Source organism: Pectobacterium parvum (assembly GCF_020971565.1).
GTDB lineage: Bacteria > Pseudomonadota > Gammaproteobacteria > Enterobacterales > Enterobacteriaceae > Pectobacterium > Pectobacterium polare.
Window position 1 is genome coordinate 3444023 of the sequence record NZ_CP087392.1, and the last position, 14063, is coordinate 3458085.

The following is a 14063-nucleotide window of genomic DNA, read 5'->3' on the forward strand; positions in this document are numbered from 1 at the left end:
GGTTAAACAGGGCGGATACTTTCTTCGTCCAGTTCCGCATCAAAGAAACGCCGCAGCGTTTGAATCGTTGTATCGGCTAGAATCGACTGACGCGCCTGCGCCAATTTCTCTTCATAGATAGCCTGACGCCACTCCAGCGGCGTTCGCACCGCTGGGTTGTCATCTTCAGTAATCAGTAATTCTACAGGATGCCCATAGTGAGCCGTCAATGCATCTGCCAACGTCTTTTGCGCCGCAGGCGAATTGAGATGTCGCTGGGAGGAACGCAAATGTAGATGAATTTTGCCTGCCTCTTCACTCTCTTTAAACGCATTGAGTGCCAATTGTTGTACCAGCTTTGGCAACGTCAGGCGATGGATTTCCGCCGCCCATGCATCGCGCTCCAGTGACTCTTCCGCTAGCCGTGCCGCCAGTTCCGGCGTTTTTTCGTGCTCTAATGCCGAACGCAGCGCTTTTGGCGTCGCGACGTCAACCTTCTCTTCTTCAACTTTATTCTGCGCCCGCCAACGATACGCTTCCGGCTTTTTGGGCTCAGAGGAAGAAGTTTTCGCGTTTTGCCGTTGAATGCTGCGCTCAGTCACGGAAGCCAATCGCTCCAGCGCTGAGGTTGCCGGCCGCGTGTTGTCAGACGCTGCCGGATCAGCCTTTTTTGGTGGCGTACTCCCCTGTTTTCGCAGGAGCTGACTGCGAGCCTGCAACAGCTGAGACGTTGCATCAGGCAGTTCGCTCTCGCCATGCGGTTCCTCAGCCCCCGCAGAAGCAGGCACATCCCCTAACGGCGGCGCATACGCAGAGGCATCCATCGGCGTTTCAGGAGCGTAAGATGACGGTGGTACGTCTTCATGAAACGCCGCGTTTTGCGGCGTCGGCGCACGAAGCGGTGCCGATACGGTAGCAACCGGCTGCTGCACTAGAGGCTGGATGGAAGGCGCAGCCTGAGTTGGCGCGACACTCGCGGGTTTCACAGGTTCAGCAATTATCTGGCTGGGGTGAAACGCTAGCGCTCGCAGTAGCGTCATTTCAACGCCCATCCGACGATCTGGCGCAAAAGGCAGTTCTTTGCGGCCAATCAGCATCGTCTGGTAATAAAGCTGCACGTCCGCTGGCGGCAACGCACGCGCTAAATCTCGCATACGGGCTTCAACCGCAGCGTAATCATCACCCAGCGCAGCAGGCAGAAGTTGGACCATCGCAATACGGTGCAACAACGTCTGGGTTTCTACCAACAGTGATTCCCAATCCACACCCCGTGCCGCGACCTGATCTAGCAGCGACATGACCTGTGCACCATCGCCTTTCGCCAGCGCTTCAATAAGTGCTAGCGGTTGCTCATCGTCCAGCGTGCCCAGCATGTGGCTGACGGAATCCGTCGTCACCTGCCCTTGCCCCATAGCAATAGCCTGATCGGTCAGACTCAGCGCATCACGCAAGCTCCCATCAGCAGCACGAGCCAGAAGCTGTAGCGCACGCGGCTCACTGACGAGATTTTCTGCCTGTAATACCTGTTCCAGATGCGCACGAATCTGTTCGACATCCAGCGCTTTGAGGTGAAATTGCAGGCAGCGCGACAGAATGGTCACAGGCAGTTTTTGCGGATCAGTGGTCGCCAGCAGGAATTTAACATGCGGAGGCGGTTCTTCCAGCGTTTTCAGCAGCGCATTAAAGCTGTGGCGCGATAGCATGTGCACTTCGTCGATCAGGTACACCTTGAATCGCCCACGAGCGGGGGCGTACTGCACATTATCCAGCAGATCGCGCGTGTCTTCGACTTTAGTGCGAGACGCGGCATCGATTTCGATCAAATCGACAAAACGGCCCTGTTCGATTTCGCGGCAGTTATCACACTGACCACAAGGCGTTGCCGTCACGCCCTGTTCGCAATTCAGCCCTTTTGCCAGCAAACGGGCAATCGACGTTTTCCCGACACCGCGGGTGCCAGAAAACAAATACGCGTGATGAATTCTGCCTAGGGAAAGGCCGTTAGCTAACGCGGTCAGGACATGCTCCTGACCGACAACATGGGTAAAGGTTTGGGGACGCCACTTACGGGCAAGAACCTGATAGCTCATCAATACCGCAACAGTCGAGTTATTGAGGCGATCATGCTAACACAGCCACGCCGCTATCGGCGAGACTGTTATGATTAATGTCCGGGGAAGTCAACCAGGCTATAGCAGGTTACACCCATCTCGGTCAGGCGTTGCTCGCCACCCAGATCGAACAAATTGATGATAAAAGCGGCATCATTGACCGAACCACCCAGACGACGGATCAATTTCACCGTCGCTTCGAGCGTACCGCCGGTTGCCAGCAGATCGTCGATCACCAGCACATTATCGCCCGCGGAGATCGCATCTGCATGAATTTCCAGCGTATCTGAACCGTATTCCAGTTCATAGCTTTCACTGATAGTCGGACGTGGAAGCTTGCCCGGTTTACGCACGGGAACAAAACCCACACCCAGCGCCAACGCAACTGGGGCACCAAACAGGAAACCACGCGCTTCCGTCCCGACAACTTTCGTCACACCGGTGTTGCGGTAACGGTTTGCCAGCATCTCAATACTGGCCGCATAGGCCACAGGATCTTCCAGCAGGCTGGTGACATCACGGAACAGTATGCCCAGCTTAGGATAATCGGGGATGCTTTTGATACTGTTTTTAATTAATTCTGCCTGCTGCGCTGTTACGGTCGTCATAGTTGTGCCTGATAAAACGTTCTGAACATACCAATGCCGGTCGCCACAAGGCTTTCATCATCGCATGATGCGATGAATAGGCATTATGACAAAGAGGAAAAATGGCGACCCGTGCACGAAAACGGTCAAATCTAGTCAAAGTGACGGATAAATGCAACCACCCGCACTCTGGGTGTGTATTTTTTGTCTGTCCGTCACAGAGGCCACCGCTTACACTATCTTTTCGGATTCGCGCTCTGCGTTTGTTGTTCTGGATCAATCACGGGTAAACGAAGCATGAAGGTCAGCAAAATAGCCAAAATGACCAACAGCAAAATCCTGACCCAAACGAGCTTAACCAGCCAGAGCGAAAGCGCGAACGTTAACAGAATCATGGTGACAGCCTTCCATTTTGCACCCGGCGGCAACGCCCGATGTTGCTGCCAATGGCGCAGATAGCTGCCAAACCAAGAACGGTACAGTAACCAGTCATGGAAACGCGGGGACGAGCGGGCAAAACACCAGGCGGCCAGTAGCAAGAAAGGCGTTGTCGGTAATAAAGGTAACACGACGCCCAGCGTTGCCAGCACAACGGAAACCCACCCCAATATCATCAGCAACACGCGATACATATTCACCTTTATGCTTTATCCACTACAACTATGTGTTGTCTACGACAATGTCATCACACTTTATCACCACCTTGCCCGATGAATTAGTTAAGATATCCTCATACCGTGTATTAAGGCGACGTAGACTCACAGTGTCGATCTACCAAGCACCGACTCGCTGAATCATCAGCCTTACCGTAAGGGATAAAAGTGAACACGCATCGATTGCTGCAGGCGCTTGAACAACAAATTAATACGCTGGCGAAAGAGCTTGAACCGCTGGCGGATAAAGCCGTGCCGCAATCGCGCTTTGATCGTCAGCTTTTTAGCAGTTACGGTACCCGGCTACGTGACTATCGCGCCGAAGTTGAACAAAACCTGCACGTGATAAAACAATTAGTCGCAGAGCAGCGCACCGATCGCGTGGCGTTTCTGGCTGAAAAATTGGTCAGCCAGATAGCCGCATTGCAGCGTGAACTGGCGACGCAATCATTACGCAGGCAGGAGCAAAATGCAGCCCCACAACCAGAAGATGTGTATCACAAGCTGGCGGAGCATCAGGATTATGAACGTCGTTTGCTTTCCATGATTCAGGATAGAGAAAGCTTGCTTACCACGCAGACGCTCTTCAGCGAGCAACAGCGATTACAAAAAGAGCTGGCAGCGCTGGAAGGAAGGCTATCACGCTGCCGCCAGGCGCTATCGCGCTTGGAGCGTCAGATAGAACGCCGAGAGCAAGGACTATAGCGCGGCGGCTTCGCCGAGAAAAAAGAGGAACCGCTTCATGTCACTTGAAAACGCCCCACCCGACGTCAAGCTGGCGGTCGATTTGATTATGCTGCTGGAAGAAAACCAGATCGAACCACGTATCGCGCTGGCAGCATTGGAGATTGTACGCACCGATTTTGAAAAGAAGATCTCACAAGAAGAAGGTGACACTAAATCCTCTGCCTAAAGCAAAAATAACTCAGCACGTAAAGGCAACAGATGTTAGCGCCGTCGATCAATCGCTTACTCGGCGGATTTACGGAGCGCCGGGCTAAAATGCAACATATCGATAAAGGCATCTACCAGCGATGGGGCTTCCTGATCGAGATCGAAACTTTCCGGCATAAATAGCCAGTTCTCCATCACGCCAGAAAAATAGGCACGCAGCGCAATCGCCGCACGACGAGGATGAATATCTGTCGGCAACATTCCCAGACGGATGCACTCAATCAGATTATCTTCAATATCGACATAACAGGAGAGATAAAGCTCTTTGCGCGCATTGTACGATTGCAACATTTCACCGACAAACTCACATTTGTGAAAAACGATCTCCATAATGGATCGCCAATGCGTATCATTAACGGTTAAACGCAGCATATAAATCAATAATTCACGCATCACGCGGAGTGGATTATCAGGAAATTTTGTCTGATACTCTATTTCAAACTCACTGATCTTTGACTCTGCTAACGCCCAGATCTCATCAAAGATTTCGGCTTTGTTCTTAAAATGCCAATAAATAGCACCGCGAGTCACACCAGCAGCAGTCGCAATGTCAGACAATGAAGTTGCAGACACACCATGCTCAGAGAACACTCTTAACGCAGTATCCAGTAGCTGTTGCCGAGTTTCCTGAGCCTGTTTTTTGGTTTTTCGTGCCATGATAATTTGGTTTTTCGTGCCATATCGCTGTATTTGAAGGAAAGCGAGATTTACATACATTCAAGTATGTATGTAACATAGCACGAACATAAGACTATAGCAGCAATGGGTTTTTGAGCTTGTGATCCATTGGTCAATTTCAAATCGGACACTTGAGGTTTATCTATGAACAAAAACAGAGGGCTAACGCCTCTGGCGGCAGTTCTGATGCTTTCCGGCGGCTTAATGCTCGCAGGATGTGATAGCGGCAATAATCAGCAAGGCGGCGCACAGCAGCAGATGCCTGAAGTGGGTATTGTTACGTTGAAAACGGAAGCACTGAATGTCATGACCGAACTGCCGGGCCGTACAAGTGCTTACCGCATTGCTGAGGTTCGCCCACAGGTTGGCGGGATTATTCTCAAACGCAACTTCGTTGAAGGATCTGACGTCAAAGCTGGTGCATCGCTGTATCAGATCGATCCTGCGACATATCAGGCAAGCTACAACAGCGCCAAAGGTTCACTCGCTCAGGCTCAGGCTCAGGCAGAAATTGCCCGCTTGACCGTTAATCGCTATAAGCCATTGCTGGGCACCAACTACGTCAGCAAGCAGGATTACGATCAGGCCGTCGCTACATCCCGTCAGGCTGATGCTGCGGTTCAGGCTGCCAAAGCGGCAGTGGACACAGCACAAATCAATCTGGCTTACACCAAAGTCAATTCGCCAATCGAAGGCCGTGTAGGTAAATCTACGGTAACGGAAGGCGCATTGGTGGCAACAGGACAGGCAACGGCATTAACAACCGTGCAGCAACTTGATCCGATCTATGTTGACGTCACGCAGTCCAGCAACGATTTCCTGCAACTGAAGAAAGAGCTGGAAAACGGCACGCTGAAACAAAGTGAAGGCAAAGCCAATGCCCGCCTGCTGTTGGAAAACGGTACTGAATATACTGAGGCAGGTACATTAGAATTCTCTGATGTCACGGTAGACGAAACCACCGGTTCCATCACACTGCGCGCTATTTTCCCGAACCCACAGCATAACCTCCTTCCCGGAATGTTTGTACGCGCTCGCCTCGATTCCGGCGTGAACCCAACAGCCTTGTTAGTTCCTCAGCAAGGTGTTACCCGCGATCCACGTGGTCAGGCCACGGCGATGGTGGTTGGGGAAGGCGATAAAGTAGAACCCCGCACGCTTAAAACGAGTAAGGCAGTTGGTGACAAATGGTTAGTTACCGAAGGCTTGAAAGCGGGCGATCGCGTTATCGTCACTGGTCTGCAAAAAATCAGACCCGGTGCGCAGGTGAAAACTAAAGAAGTCGCTTCAGAAAATCAGCAGACGCCGCAAGCGTCAGCAGAACCCGCGAAGTCTTAAGACGTTCTAACAGGAGCCGGTATAATTCATGGCTAAGTTTTTTATAGATCGACCCATTTTTGCATGGGTGCTCGCCATCATGGTGATGCTGACGGGGTTGCTGGCAATTGTTAAATTACCTATTGCCCAGTATCCAACGATCGCACCACCTGCGATTGAAGTAACAGCAAATTATCCAGGGGCCGATGCATCAACGCTGCAAGATTCCGTGACGCAGGTTATCGAACAGAATATGAACGGTATCGATAACCTGATGTACATGTCATCAAGCAGTGACTCTTCAGGTACAGTGCAGATTACGCTGACCTTTGACGCAGGTACGGACGCGGACATCGCGCAGGTTCAGGTGCAGAACAAACTGCAACTGGCCATGCCGCTGCTGCCGCAGGAAGTACAGCAGCAAGGGGTTAACGTTCAGAAATCAAGTAGCAGCTTCCTCATGGTTGCCGCCTTCATTAGTGAAGACGGTAAAATGTCGCAGGAAGATATCGCTGACTACGTGGCTGCTAACGTTAAAGATCCTATCAGCCGTACATCCGGCGTAGGTGACGCACAGCTGTTTGGTGCTCAGTATGCGATGCGTATCTGGCTGGATCCAAACAAACTGAACAACTATCAGTTAACTTCAGGTGATGTCACTGCAGCAATCAGAGTCCAAAACAACCAGATCGCAGCAGGACAACTGGGGGGAGCACCACCCGTTCCCGGCCAACAGTTGAACGCCTCAATCATTGCTCAAACTCGACTGAACTCAGCAGAAGAGTTTTCTAAAATCCTGCTGAAGGTTAACGCTGACGGCTCTCAGGTTCGTCTTAAAGACGTTGCCCGCGTTGAATTGGGCGCAGAAAGCTATGACACGATTGCACGTTACAATGGTCAGCCCGCTGCTGGTATCGGTATCAAGCTGGCGACAGGCGCGAATGCGCTGGATACCGCAACTGCCGTAAAAAACTCACTAACAAAACTGGAAGAGTTCTTCCCTTCTGGCATGAAAGTGGTTTACCCGTATGATACAACGCCCTTCGTTAAGATCTCGATCAACGAAGTAGTGAAAACACTGGTAGAAGCCATCGTACTGGTATTCCTGGTTATGTATCTGTTCTTGCAGAACTTCCGTGCCACGCTGATCCCAACCATCGCGGTACCGGTCGTGTTGCTGGGGACATTTGCTATCCTCTCCGCGTTTGGTTATTCCATTAACACCTTGACGATGTTCGCGATGGTTCTCGCCATCGGGCTTCTGGTGGATGACGCCATCGTCGTCGTGGAAAACGTGGAACGTGTCATGGCGGAAGAAGGTCTGCCGCCTAAAGAAGCGACAAAACGCTCCATGGAGCAGATCCAAGGTGCGTTGGTCGGTATTGCACTGGTCCTGTCCGCGGTATTCGTCCCAATGGCGTTTACCGGTGGTTCGACAGGGGCAATCTACCGCCAGTTCTCCATCACTATCGTTTCTGCAATGGTGCTGTCGGTTCTGGTCGCATTGATTTTGACACCTGCTCTTTGTGCAACGCTGTTAAAACCGATTGCCAAAGGCGATCACGGTGAGAAGAAAGGCTTCTTCGGCTGGTTCAACAGACTGTTCGAGAAAAGTACCCATCACTACACCGATAGCGTGGCAAACATCCTGCGCAGCACGGGTCGTTATCTGGTCATCTATCTGCTGATTGTTGTGGGTCTGGCAGTGTTGTTCTTACGTTTGCCCGCGTCCTTCCTGCCAGACGAAGACCAAGGGGTTCTCCTGAATATTGTTCAGTTGCCTTCCGGTGCGACGCAGGAAAATACGCAGAAAATCATGGACAGAATGACGCAATACTATCTCGACAATGAGAAAGGTAACGTCAAGTCTGTGTTTACCGTGACGGGCTTCGGGTTCTCTGGTCGTGGGCAGAATGCCGGTCTGGCTTTCGCCAGCCTGAGTGACTGGAGTGAACGAAGCGGCAAAGAAAATAAAGTTCTGGCGATTGCAGGCCGAGCAAACGCAGCCTTTAGCCAGTATAAAGAAGCGATGGTTTTCGCAGTCAACCTTCCTGCGATTATCGAACTGGGTACCGCAACAGGTTTCGACTTCCAGTTGATTGACCAGGCTAACCTTGGGCACGCGAAACTGACGGAAGCACGTAACCAACTGCTGGGCATGGCGGCACAACGTCCTGATACGCTGGTGCAAGTTCGTCCTAACGGGATGGAAGATACACCGCAGTTCCGTCTCGATATCGATCAGGAAAAAGCACAAGCGCTTGGTGTGTCACTGTCGGATATCAGTTCAACATTGGCAACCACGCTGGGTGGTTCTTATGTAAATGACTTTATCGATCGCGGTCGCGTGAAGAAAGTTTACGTTCAGGCCGATGCGCCTTTCCGTATGTTGCCGGATGACATCAAAAACTGGTACATCCGCGGTAGCAACGGACAAATGGTGCCATTCTCTGCATTCACGCAGAGCCACTGGGAATATGGTTCACCGCGTCTGGAACGTTATAACGGCCAACCATCCATGCAGATCCAAGGTGAAGCCGCGCCAGGTAAGAGTACCGGTGAGGCCATGGCACTAATGGAAGAGTTCGTCACCCAATTGCCGCAGGGTATTGGCTACGAATGGACGGGTATGTCCTATCAAGAGCGGTTATCAGGCAACCAGGCACCGGCAATCTATGCCATTTCACTGATTGTTGTGTTCCTGTGTCTGGCGGCGCTTTATGAGAGCTGGTCAATCCCGTTCTCCGTCATGCTGGTGGTTCCATTGGGGATTATCGGTGCGTTGATTGCGGCGAATATGACAGGTCTTGAAAACGACGTTTACTTTAAGGTGGGCCTGCTGACAACCATAGGGCTATCGGCGAAGAACGCCATATTGATTGTCGAATTTGCTAAAGATCTGATGGATAAAGAAGGAAAAGGACTGATTGAAGCAACGCTTGATGCCGTTCGTATGCGTTTACGTCCAATCCTGATGACATCACTTGCCTTTATCCTCGGTGTTATGCCGCTGGTAATCAGCAGTGGTGCCGGTTCCGGTGCACAGAACGCCGTTGGTACTGGCGTAATGGGCGGGATGATTACCGCAACCGTGCTGGCTATCTTCTTCGTTCCTGTGTTCTTTGTTGTTGTCCGCCGTCGCTTCGGCAAGAAAGTCGACGACACAACAGCGCACTAAGACCGAACATCCATCGATGTCTCCCCTAAAAGGCCGCCTAGCGGCCTTTTTTACGCCCCTGCCCAGCTTCGTCGTCTCTAGAGTGGCTTAGAGAATGCTGACGTCTACCGAAACATAATAGTTGATCCTGATGCTAAAAAAGCGCAACATAATGGATATGTTATAACATAACAACCAGAGGCAACTATGAAAGCGGGTATTCATCCTGACTATCGCACAGTGGTATTTCATGATACCAGCGCAGATGTCTATTACAGGACTGGGTCAACCATTAAAACCGATCGAACCATTGAGCTTGAGGGTACCAGTTACCCTTACGTCACCATTGACGTTTCTTCGGCATCGCATCCCTATTATACCGGGAAGCAAAAAGAATATTCCAAAGAAGGCAGCACAGCGCGCTTCCAGCAGCGTTTTGGGAACTTCTTCAAGTAATCAGAGAGGGCTATTAAATGCAGGTGCTTAGTTCGCTACGTTCAGCAAAGAATCGTCATAAAGATTGTATTGTGGTCCGCCGTCGCGGGCGCATTTACGTTATATGCAAATCCAATCCACGCTTTAAGGCCGTGCAAGGCGGGAAAAAGAAAAAAGGTTAATCTTTCTCGCGCCCATCCCGATACAGTCAGTGTTATGACGCTAACAAGACTGTACGGGATGATTCGCATGAAAAAACTGCTGAAACAATAAGATAACGCATACCAATACCTCTTATCCGTTAAGTAATCTCTTCGCATTCCTTCTGCCATTTCTCATATTTTCAGATAGAAATAATTAAATAATCAGCAGCCGAGTTTATTCTATGCTCATTGTTACAACAAAAATTCTGAGAATTAATCAAAATAAATAGCAGTGAAAACCTTACCTATTATCCGCGAACTTTATGAACACTTTTGCTATAGTCATATATAGAACGACGTAACCGTAACCAGCATGGTATAGCTATACTTAAGGTTAAGTCATGAGATGTTGGTATTTACGCCAACGCTATTTCGCGACATAGTAGATACAGGGAGGTGCGATAGTCACTGTTTTCTCATTCATTACAGAACAAATCACAATGGTTCAACGCCCTGTCTGTAACAACATGAATACGAAACAACGTTAACGTTTTATCTTGTAAGCTTCATCAGTCTACCTGTTTACCAGGTGTTAACCGCTGTAACACTGAATAACGGCTTAACGGAGGGATTGATATGGATGAGTACACACCAAAACATTATGATATTGCCCAACTCAGATTCTTATGTGAGAATCTGTGTGACGAAAGCATAGCAACGTTAGGTGATAGCAGTCACGGCTGGGTCAATGATCCAACATCTGCGATCAATCTCCAATTAAATGAACTTATTGAGCATATCGCTACGTTTATTCTCACATTTAAAATAAAATACCCTAACGAAAGTGAGCTTTCAGAGCAGGTGGAAAAGTATTTGGATGATACTTACGTCTTGTTTAGCAACTATGGTATTAATGATGCTGAACTACGGCATTGGCAGAAGTCCAAAGCAAAATTATTCGGAATGTTCTCAGGGGAGAACGTCTGTACGCCTGCTAAAACTTAAGCAATAATTTATTTATATTTTTTAACCACCAGGTACTGTTTGCATAGGCCATTATGAAAAAAATCGACTATTTGATGCGTTTGCGTAAATGCACAACCATTGACACCCTCGAACGCGTTATTGAAAAAAACAAGTATGAACTCTCCAATGATGAACTGGAGATGTTCTTTTCCGCAGCCGATCATCGTCTGGCAGAACTGACGATGAACAAACTCTACGACAAAGTGCCTACTGCGGTATGGCGATACGTCCGTTAATTCCCAACGGAACACATAAAAAACCGACATTAAAAACATTGTGCCGATAATATTATCGGCCTTTGTTTTTAATTATTTTTTAACATATTAATGGAGTAAACTTGTAACAAATTGTATTTTTAATATTAAGTAAAAATGAACTTCCCCTTATATCTCTACGTTTATTTATCCATCACTTGTCATTTATAACAACTGCATCGATAACATCACTAATAGTATATCCAGTGATGAAAACAGAAGAGGTAATAATTGGTGCAATGATTACTCACTAGGTAAAGATGCACTGTATCCTTCCGAAGAAACAAAGAACGGTAAAACGGAAAGTGACAGTTCAGATCTTACGTATGCCAGAGAGCAGATTTATGACAGAGAATTGGCATATGGCAGAAAGCGTTGGGTTTACACGCAGAAGAAAACGAAAACAACTCTGGCGATGAAACGACTACCGATGGCACAAATTGGTGGAGACCCTGCCAGCTACATCCCGGCACACACGTCTCCTGCTGCGGCTGCTTCCTTCCGGACCTGACCGAATCCACAGGTTAGTGTTGCGGGAGAACCGACAGGGCCTCCATTGACGACTTCATAACAGCTTGCACATGATAACCACGCGTCACAAAGCGGTGAGCATTATCGGCGATGGGATAGGCAATTGCAAGCTAACACAGACTAACCGTTGTTTTCTTACCCACCCCACTGTGCCACTATGATGCTCAATCGGTTTAGGAACAGCAGGAACATCCGCTGATGTCAGAAGAAAACGATAATTTCCGTCAGCGCGTTTTTCAAATCGTCGCGGCAATCCCTTACGGAAAAATAGCGACCTATGGCGACATCGCACAGCTTGCCGATTCACCCAGAGCATCCCGACAAGTCGGCGGAGTATTAAAACGTCTGCCGAAAGACAGCAAACTTCCCTGGCATCGGGTAATCAATCGTAAAGGCGAAATATCGCTGGTTGGTGGAGATTATGTGCGTCAAAAGTCAGCGCTACAGGCGGAGGGCATTATTTTCAATCGTCAGGGAAAAGTTGATCTTGCGAAATACCGCTGGCAATACGCGCCATAACGGCGCGTATCCAGATGAATTACCAGATGGTCTGTGGTGCCGTAGATGACGAGCCAGGCTGCCCCTGAAGCATATGAGGGGTCTGGTTCGTCGGATTAGACATTATTGATTCCTGATTTTTCGCCGGTAAGGGAACAGAAGCGACAGGTACCAGCACCAAATCGGTGTTATTTACCCCGTTGCTAATAACCGGCAATACATTCTCCGTCACCATGACGATACGATTATCGATTGCAATCGCAGCGCTGAGTAAGATACGCGCATTGGGCTGGATATCAGCCGGGTTATACGGTAGCTCGAATTGGAAAGGAGCCTGCTTTCCTTCTGTCCGCGTCACACGCTGGGTAATCACTTTTGAAGGCGCATCCGCCAGCGATGCATCAGACACCGTAACGGTCAAAACGGCGTTGTGAGGTAGCGCAATGCGCTGACGAATATTCACCGTACCCGTTACCGCAGGCATCGCGACAACTGGATGCTGTGAAGAAATACTGGTGACAGGGGCGCCAGTCTGAGGAGAAACGCCATAATCACTCCTCTGTGCGCATGCAACCAGAGTCATCGATAACGTGATACAACCTAAGGTATGCCATAATTTCATTCGGTCAGTCTCCTTTATTACTGTCAGACTACCGGTATCGAAAACCGGCACTCATAAATAGTATGATTCACCCAACGCAATAATTATGGTGCAAAATTCTGATATTTTCCTTAAATCCACATATTTATTGTAGTAAAAAGCCATAAAAAGACATTTTACACCTTAAAAACAAACAGATAACTCGCCATTCGCATCCATTGGGGCCGATACCATGAGTCAATCACTACAACACCTTCTCGACCTCCTGCATTTAGAAAAGCTCGAAGAAGGGCTATTTCGCGGACAAAGCGATGATTTGGGGCTGCGTCAGGTCTTTGGCGGGCAAGTCGTTGGCCAGGCCATGTCGGCCGCCAAACAGACTGTCCCCGTCGAGCGCAACATTCACTCTTTCCACAGCTACTTTTTGTTACCCGGTGACAGTCAGAAACCGATTATTTATGACGTTGAAAACCTGCGCGATGGCAACAGTTTCAGCGCCAGACGCGTTAGAGCTATCCAGAATGGTCGCCCCATTTTTTATATGACGGCGTCATTTCAAAGTCATGAAGAAGGGTTCGAGCACCAGAATGTGATGCCAAACGTCACACCGCCAGAAGATCTGAAATCTGAGCAGGAAATCGCACAAGACATGCAGCACCTTCTGCCGCCCCGCTTTCACGATAAATTTATTCAGGCCAGCCCGATTGAGATACGCCCGGTTAAATTCCATAACCCGCTACAAGGCGAAGTGGACGAACCGGTGCGACACGTCTGGTGCCGTGCCAGCAGCCCGCTACCGGACGATAAGCGTATTCACCAATATCTGCTCGGCTATACGTCTGACTGCAATTTCCTACTCACGGCCTTGCAGCCTCACGGCGTTGGCTTTTTGGAACTGGGTATGCAGGTCGCCACCATCGATCACTCGATGTGGTTCCATCGTGATTTCCGGCTGGATGACTGGCTGTTATATACCGTGGAAAGCACGTCTGCATCCGGTGCTCGTGGTTTCGTTCGTGGGCAATTTTATACTCGGGAAGGCGTGCTGGTTGCATCCAGCGTGCAGGAAGGCGTCATGCGTCGCCGCCAGCCGTAAACCTTGTGACAGCCTCGTAATGTAAAAAACACCTCATCAGAAG

The 14063-nt window shown here is 49.5% G+C and carries 15 protein-coding genes and 1 other RNA gene; 10 read left to right on the plus strand and 6 right to left on the minus strand.

What is annotated here, in order from left to right; genetic code table 11:
- Window positions 1-2: 2 nt before the first annotated feature.
- From dnaX to LOZ86_RS15455, 3 genes are all read right to left on the minus strand, one after another.
- Entirely contained in the window at window positions 3-2069 is a 2067-nt protein-coding gene (dnaX, locus tag LOZ86_RS15445; RefSeq protein ID WP_039487880.1) for a DNA polymerase III subunit gamma/tau, read from the minus strand.
- Window positions 2070-2143: 74 nt separating this feature from the next.
- Window positions 2144-2698: an adenine phosphoribosyltransferase gene (apt, locus tag LOZ86_RS15450; RefSeq protein ID WP_039487878.1), complete on the minus strand. Its 555-nt coding sequence runs from the start codon at window positions 2696-2698 to the stop codon at window positions 2144-2146.
- A gap of 215 nt (window positions 2699-2913) precedes the next feature.
- Complete coding sequence (locus LOZ86_RS15455; RefSeq protein WP_039487876.1) at window positions 2914-3309, minus strand: DUF454 family protein; 396 nt, start codon at window positions 3307-3309, stop codon at window positions 2914-2916.
- Window positions 3310-3498: 189 nt separating this feature from the next.
- Between LOZ86_RS15455 and priC the strand changes: the two genes are divergently transcribed.
- Complete coding sequence (gene priC / locus LOZ86_RS15460) at window positions 3499-4035, plus strand: primosomal replication protein PriC (protein WP_039487874.1); 537 nt, start codon at window positions 3499-3501, stop codon at window positions 4033-4035.
- 37 nt (window positions 4036-4072) lie between these two features.
- On the plus strand, window positions 4073-4243 hold the full coding sequence (rsmS, locus tag LOZ86_RS15465) for a pleiotropic regulatory protein RsmS (protein ID WP_072012465.1): 171 nt from the start codon (window positions 4073-4075) through the stop codon (window positions 4241-4243).
- A gap of 56 nt (window positions 4244-4299) precedes the next feature.
- On the opposite strand, the gene acrR is transcribed toward rsmS, so the two are convergent.
- Window positions 4300-4941 (minus strand): multidrug efflux transporter transcriptional repressor AcrR, encoded by a 642-nt coding sequence (gene acrR / locus LOZ86_RS15470; RefSeq protein ID WP_039487872.1) that lies wholly within the window; start codon window positions 4939-4941, stop codon window positions 4300-4302.
- 165 nt (window positions 4942-5106) lie between these two features.
- Between acrR and LOZ86_RS15475 the strand changes: the two genes are divergently transcribed.
- The 6 genes from LOZ86_RS15475 to LOZ86_RS15500 all read left to right on the plus strand — a co-directional run bounded on the left by LOZ86_RS15475 (window position 5107) and on the right by LOZ86_RS15500 (window position 11276).
- Entirely contained in the window at window positions 5107-6300 is a 1194-nt protein-coding gene (locus LOZ86_RS15475) for an efflux RND transporter periplasmic adaptor subunit (protein ID WP_039487870.1), read from the plus strand.
- A gap of 28 nt (window positions 6301-6328) precedes the next feature.
- Complete coding sequence (locus LOZ86_RS15480) at window positions 6329-9457, plus strand: efflux RND transporter permease subunit (RefSeq protein ID WP_039487869.1); 3129 nt, start codon at window positions 6329-6331, stop codon at window positions 9455-9457.
- Window positions 9458-9643: 186 nt separating this feature from the next.
- Window positions 9644-9892 carry a type B 50S ribosomal protein L31 gene (locus LOZ86_RS15485; RefSeq protein WP_015839361.1) on the plus strand — a complete coding sequence of 83 codons (249 nt, stop codon included), beginning with the start codon at window positions 9644-9646 and terminating at the stop codon, window positions 9890-9892.
- 17 nt (window positions 9893-9909) lie between these two features.
- Entirely contained in the window at window positions 9910-10053 is a 144-nt protein-coding gene (gene ykgO, locus LOZ86_RS15490) for a type B 50S ribosomal protein L36 (RefSeq protein WP_072012464.1), read from the plus strand.
- Between the two features lie 597 nt (window positions 10054-10650).
- Window positions 10651-11019 carry an Hha toxicity modulator TomB gene (tomB, locus tag LOZ86_RS15495; RefSeq protein WP_039487867.1) on the plus strand — a complete coding sequence of 123 codons (369 nt, stop codon included), beginning with the start codon at window positions 10651-10653 and terminating at the stop codon, window positions 11017-11019.
- Between the two features lie 53 nt (window positions 11020-11072).
- Window positions 11073-11276 (plus strand): HHA domain-containing protein, encoded by a 204-nt coding sequence (locus LOZ86_RS15500; protein ID WP_005976087.1) that lies wholly within the window; start codon window positions 11073-11075, stop codon window positions 11274-11276.
- 468 nt (window positions 11277-11744) lie between these two features.
- On the opposite strand, the gene ffs is transcribed toward LOZ86_RS15500, so the two are convergent.
- An RNA gene (gene ffs, locus LOZ86_RS15505) (signal recognition particle sRNA small type) lies at window positions 11745-11841 on the minus strand.
- 182 nt (window positions 11842-12023) lie between these two features.
- On the opposite strand from ffs, the gene LOZ86_RS15510 reads away from it, so the two are divergent.
- The gene (locus LOZ86_RS15510) at window positions 12024-12344 is read left to right on the plus strand and encodes an MGMT family protein (RefSeq protein WP_010282239.1); all 321 of its coding nucleotides are present in this window, start codon (window positions 12024-12026) and stop codon (window positions 12342-12344) included.
- A 19-nt stretch (window positions 12345-12363) separates the two neighbouring features.
- Here LOZ86_RS15510 and LOZ86_RS15515 read toward each other — a convergent pair whose 3' ends face one another.
- Window positions 12364-12945 carry a YbaY family lipoprotein gene (locus LOZ86_RS15515; RefSeq protein ID WP_039485508.1) on the minus strand — a complete coding sequence of 194 codons (582 nt, stop codon included), beginning with the start codon at window positions 12943-12945 and terminating at the stop codon, window positions 12364-12366.
- A gap of 211 nt (window positions 12946-13156) precedes the next feature.
- On the opposite strand from LOZ86_RS15515, the gene tesB reads away from it, so the two are divergent.
- Window positions 13157-14020, plus strand: a complete 864-nt coding sequence (gene tesB, locus LOZ86_RS15520; protein WP_039485505.1) for an acyl-CoA thioesterase II — start codon at window positions 13157-13159, stop codon at window positions 14018-14020.
- The last annotated feature ends 43 nt before the right edge of the window (window positions 14021-14063 follow it).

What these genes read in the sequence shown, in the direction of transcription:
- dnaX (WP_039487880.1), bottom strand. Translation starts at nt 2,069, where the DNA reads ATGAGCTATCAGGTTCTTGCCCGTAAGTGGCGTCCCCAAACCTTTACC.
- apt (WP_039487878.1), bottom strand. Translation starts at nt 2,698, where the DNA reads ATGACGACCGTAACAGCGCAGCAGGCAGAATTAATTAAAAACAGTATC.
- LOZ86_RS15455 (WP_039487876.1), bottom strand. Translation starts at nt 3,309, where the DNA reads ATGTATCGCGTGTTGCTGATGATATTGGGGTGGGTTTCCGTTGTGCTG.
- rsmS (WP_072012465.1), top strand. Translation starts at nt 4,073, where the DNA reads ATGTCACTTGAAAACGCCCCACCCGACGTCAAGCTGGCGGTCGATTTG.
- acrR (WP_039487872.1), bottom strand. Translation starts at nt 4,941, where the DNA reads ATGGCACGAAAAACCAAAAAACAGGCTCAGGAAACTCGGCAACAGCTA.
- LOZ86_RS15475 (WP_039487870.1), top strand. Translation starts at nt 5,107, where the DNA reads ATGAACAAAAACAGAGGGCTAACGCCTCTGGCGGCAGTTCTGATGCTT.
- LOZ86_RS15480 (WP_039487869.1), top strand. Translation starts at nt 6,329, where the DNA reads ATGGCTAAGTTTTTTATAGATCGACCCATTTTTGCATGGGTGCTCGCC.
- LOZ86_RS15485 (WP_015839361.1), top strand. Translation starts at nt 9,644, where the DNA reads ATGAAAGCGGGTATTCATCCTGACTATCGCACAGTGGTATTTCATGAT.
- ykgO (WP_072012464.1), top strand. Translation starts at nt 9,910, where the DNA reads ATGCAGGTGCTTAGTTCGCTACGTTCAGCAAAGAATCGTCATAAAGAT.
- tomB (WP_039487867.1), top strand. Translation starts at nt 10,651, where the DNA reads ATGGATGAGTACACACCAAAACATTATGATATTGCCCAACTCAGATTC.
- LOZ86_RS15500 (WP_005976087.1), top strand. Translation starts at nt 11,073, where the DNA reads ATGAAAAAAATCGACTATTTGATGCGTTTGCGTAAATGCACAACCATT.
- LOZ86_RS15510 (WP_010282239.1), top strand. Translation starts at nt 12,024, where the DNA reads ATGTCAGAAGAAAACGATAATTTCCGTCAGCGCGTTTTTCAAATCGTC.
- LOZ86_RS15515 (WP_039485508.1), bottom strand. Translation starts at nt 12,945, where the DNA reads ATGAAATTATGGCATACCTTAGGTTGTATCACGTTATCGATGACTCTG.
- tesB (WP_039485505.1), top strand. Translation starts at nt 13,157, where the DNA reads ATGAGTCAATCACTACAACACCTTCTCGACCTCCTGCATTTAGAAAAG.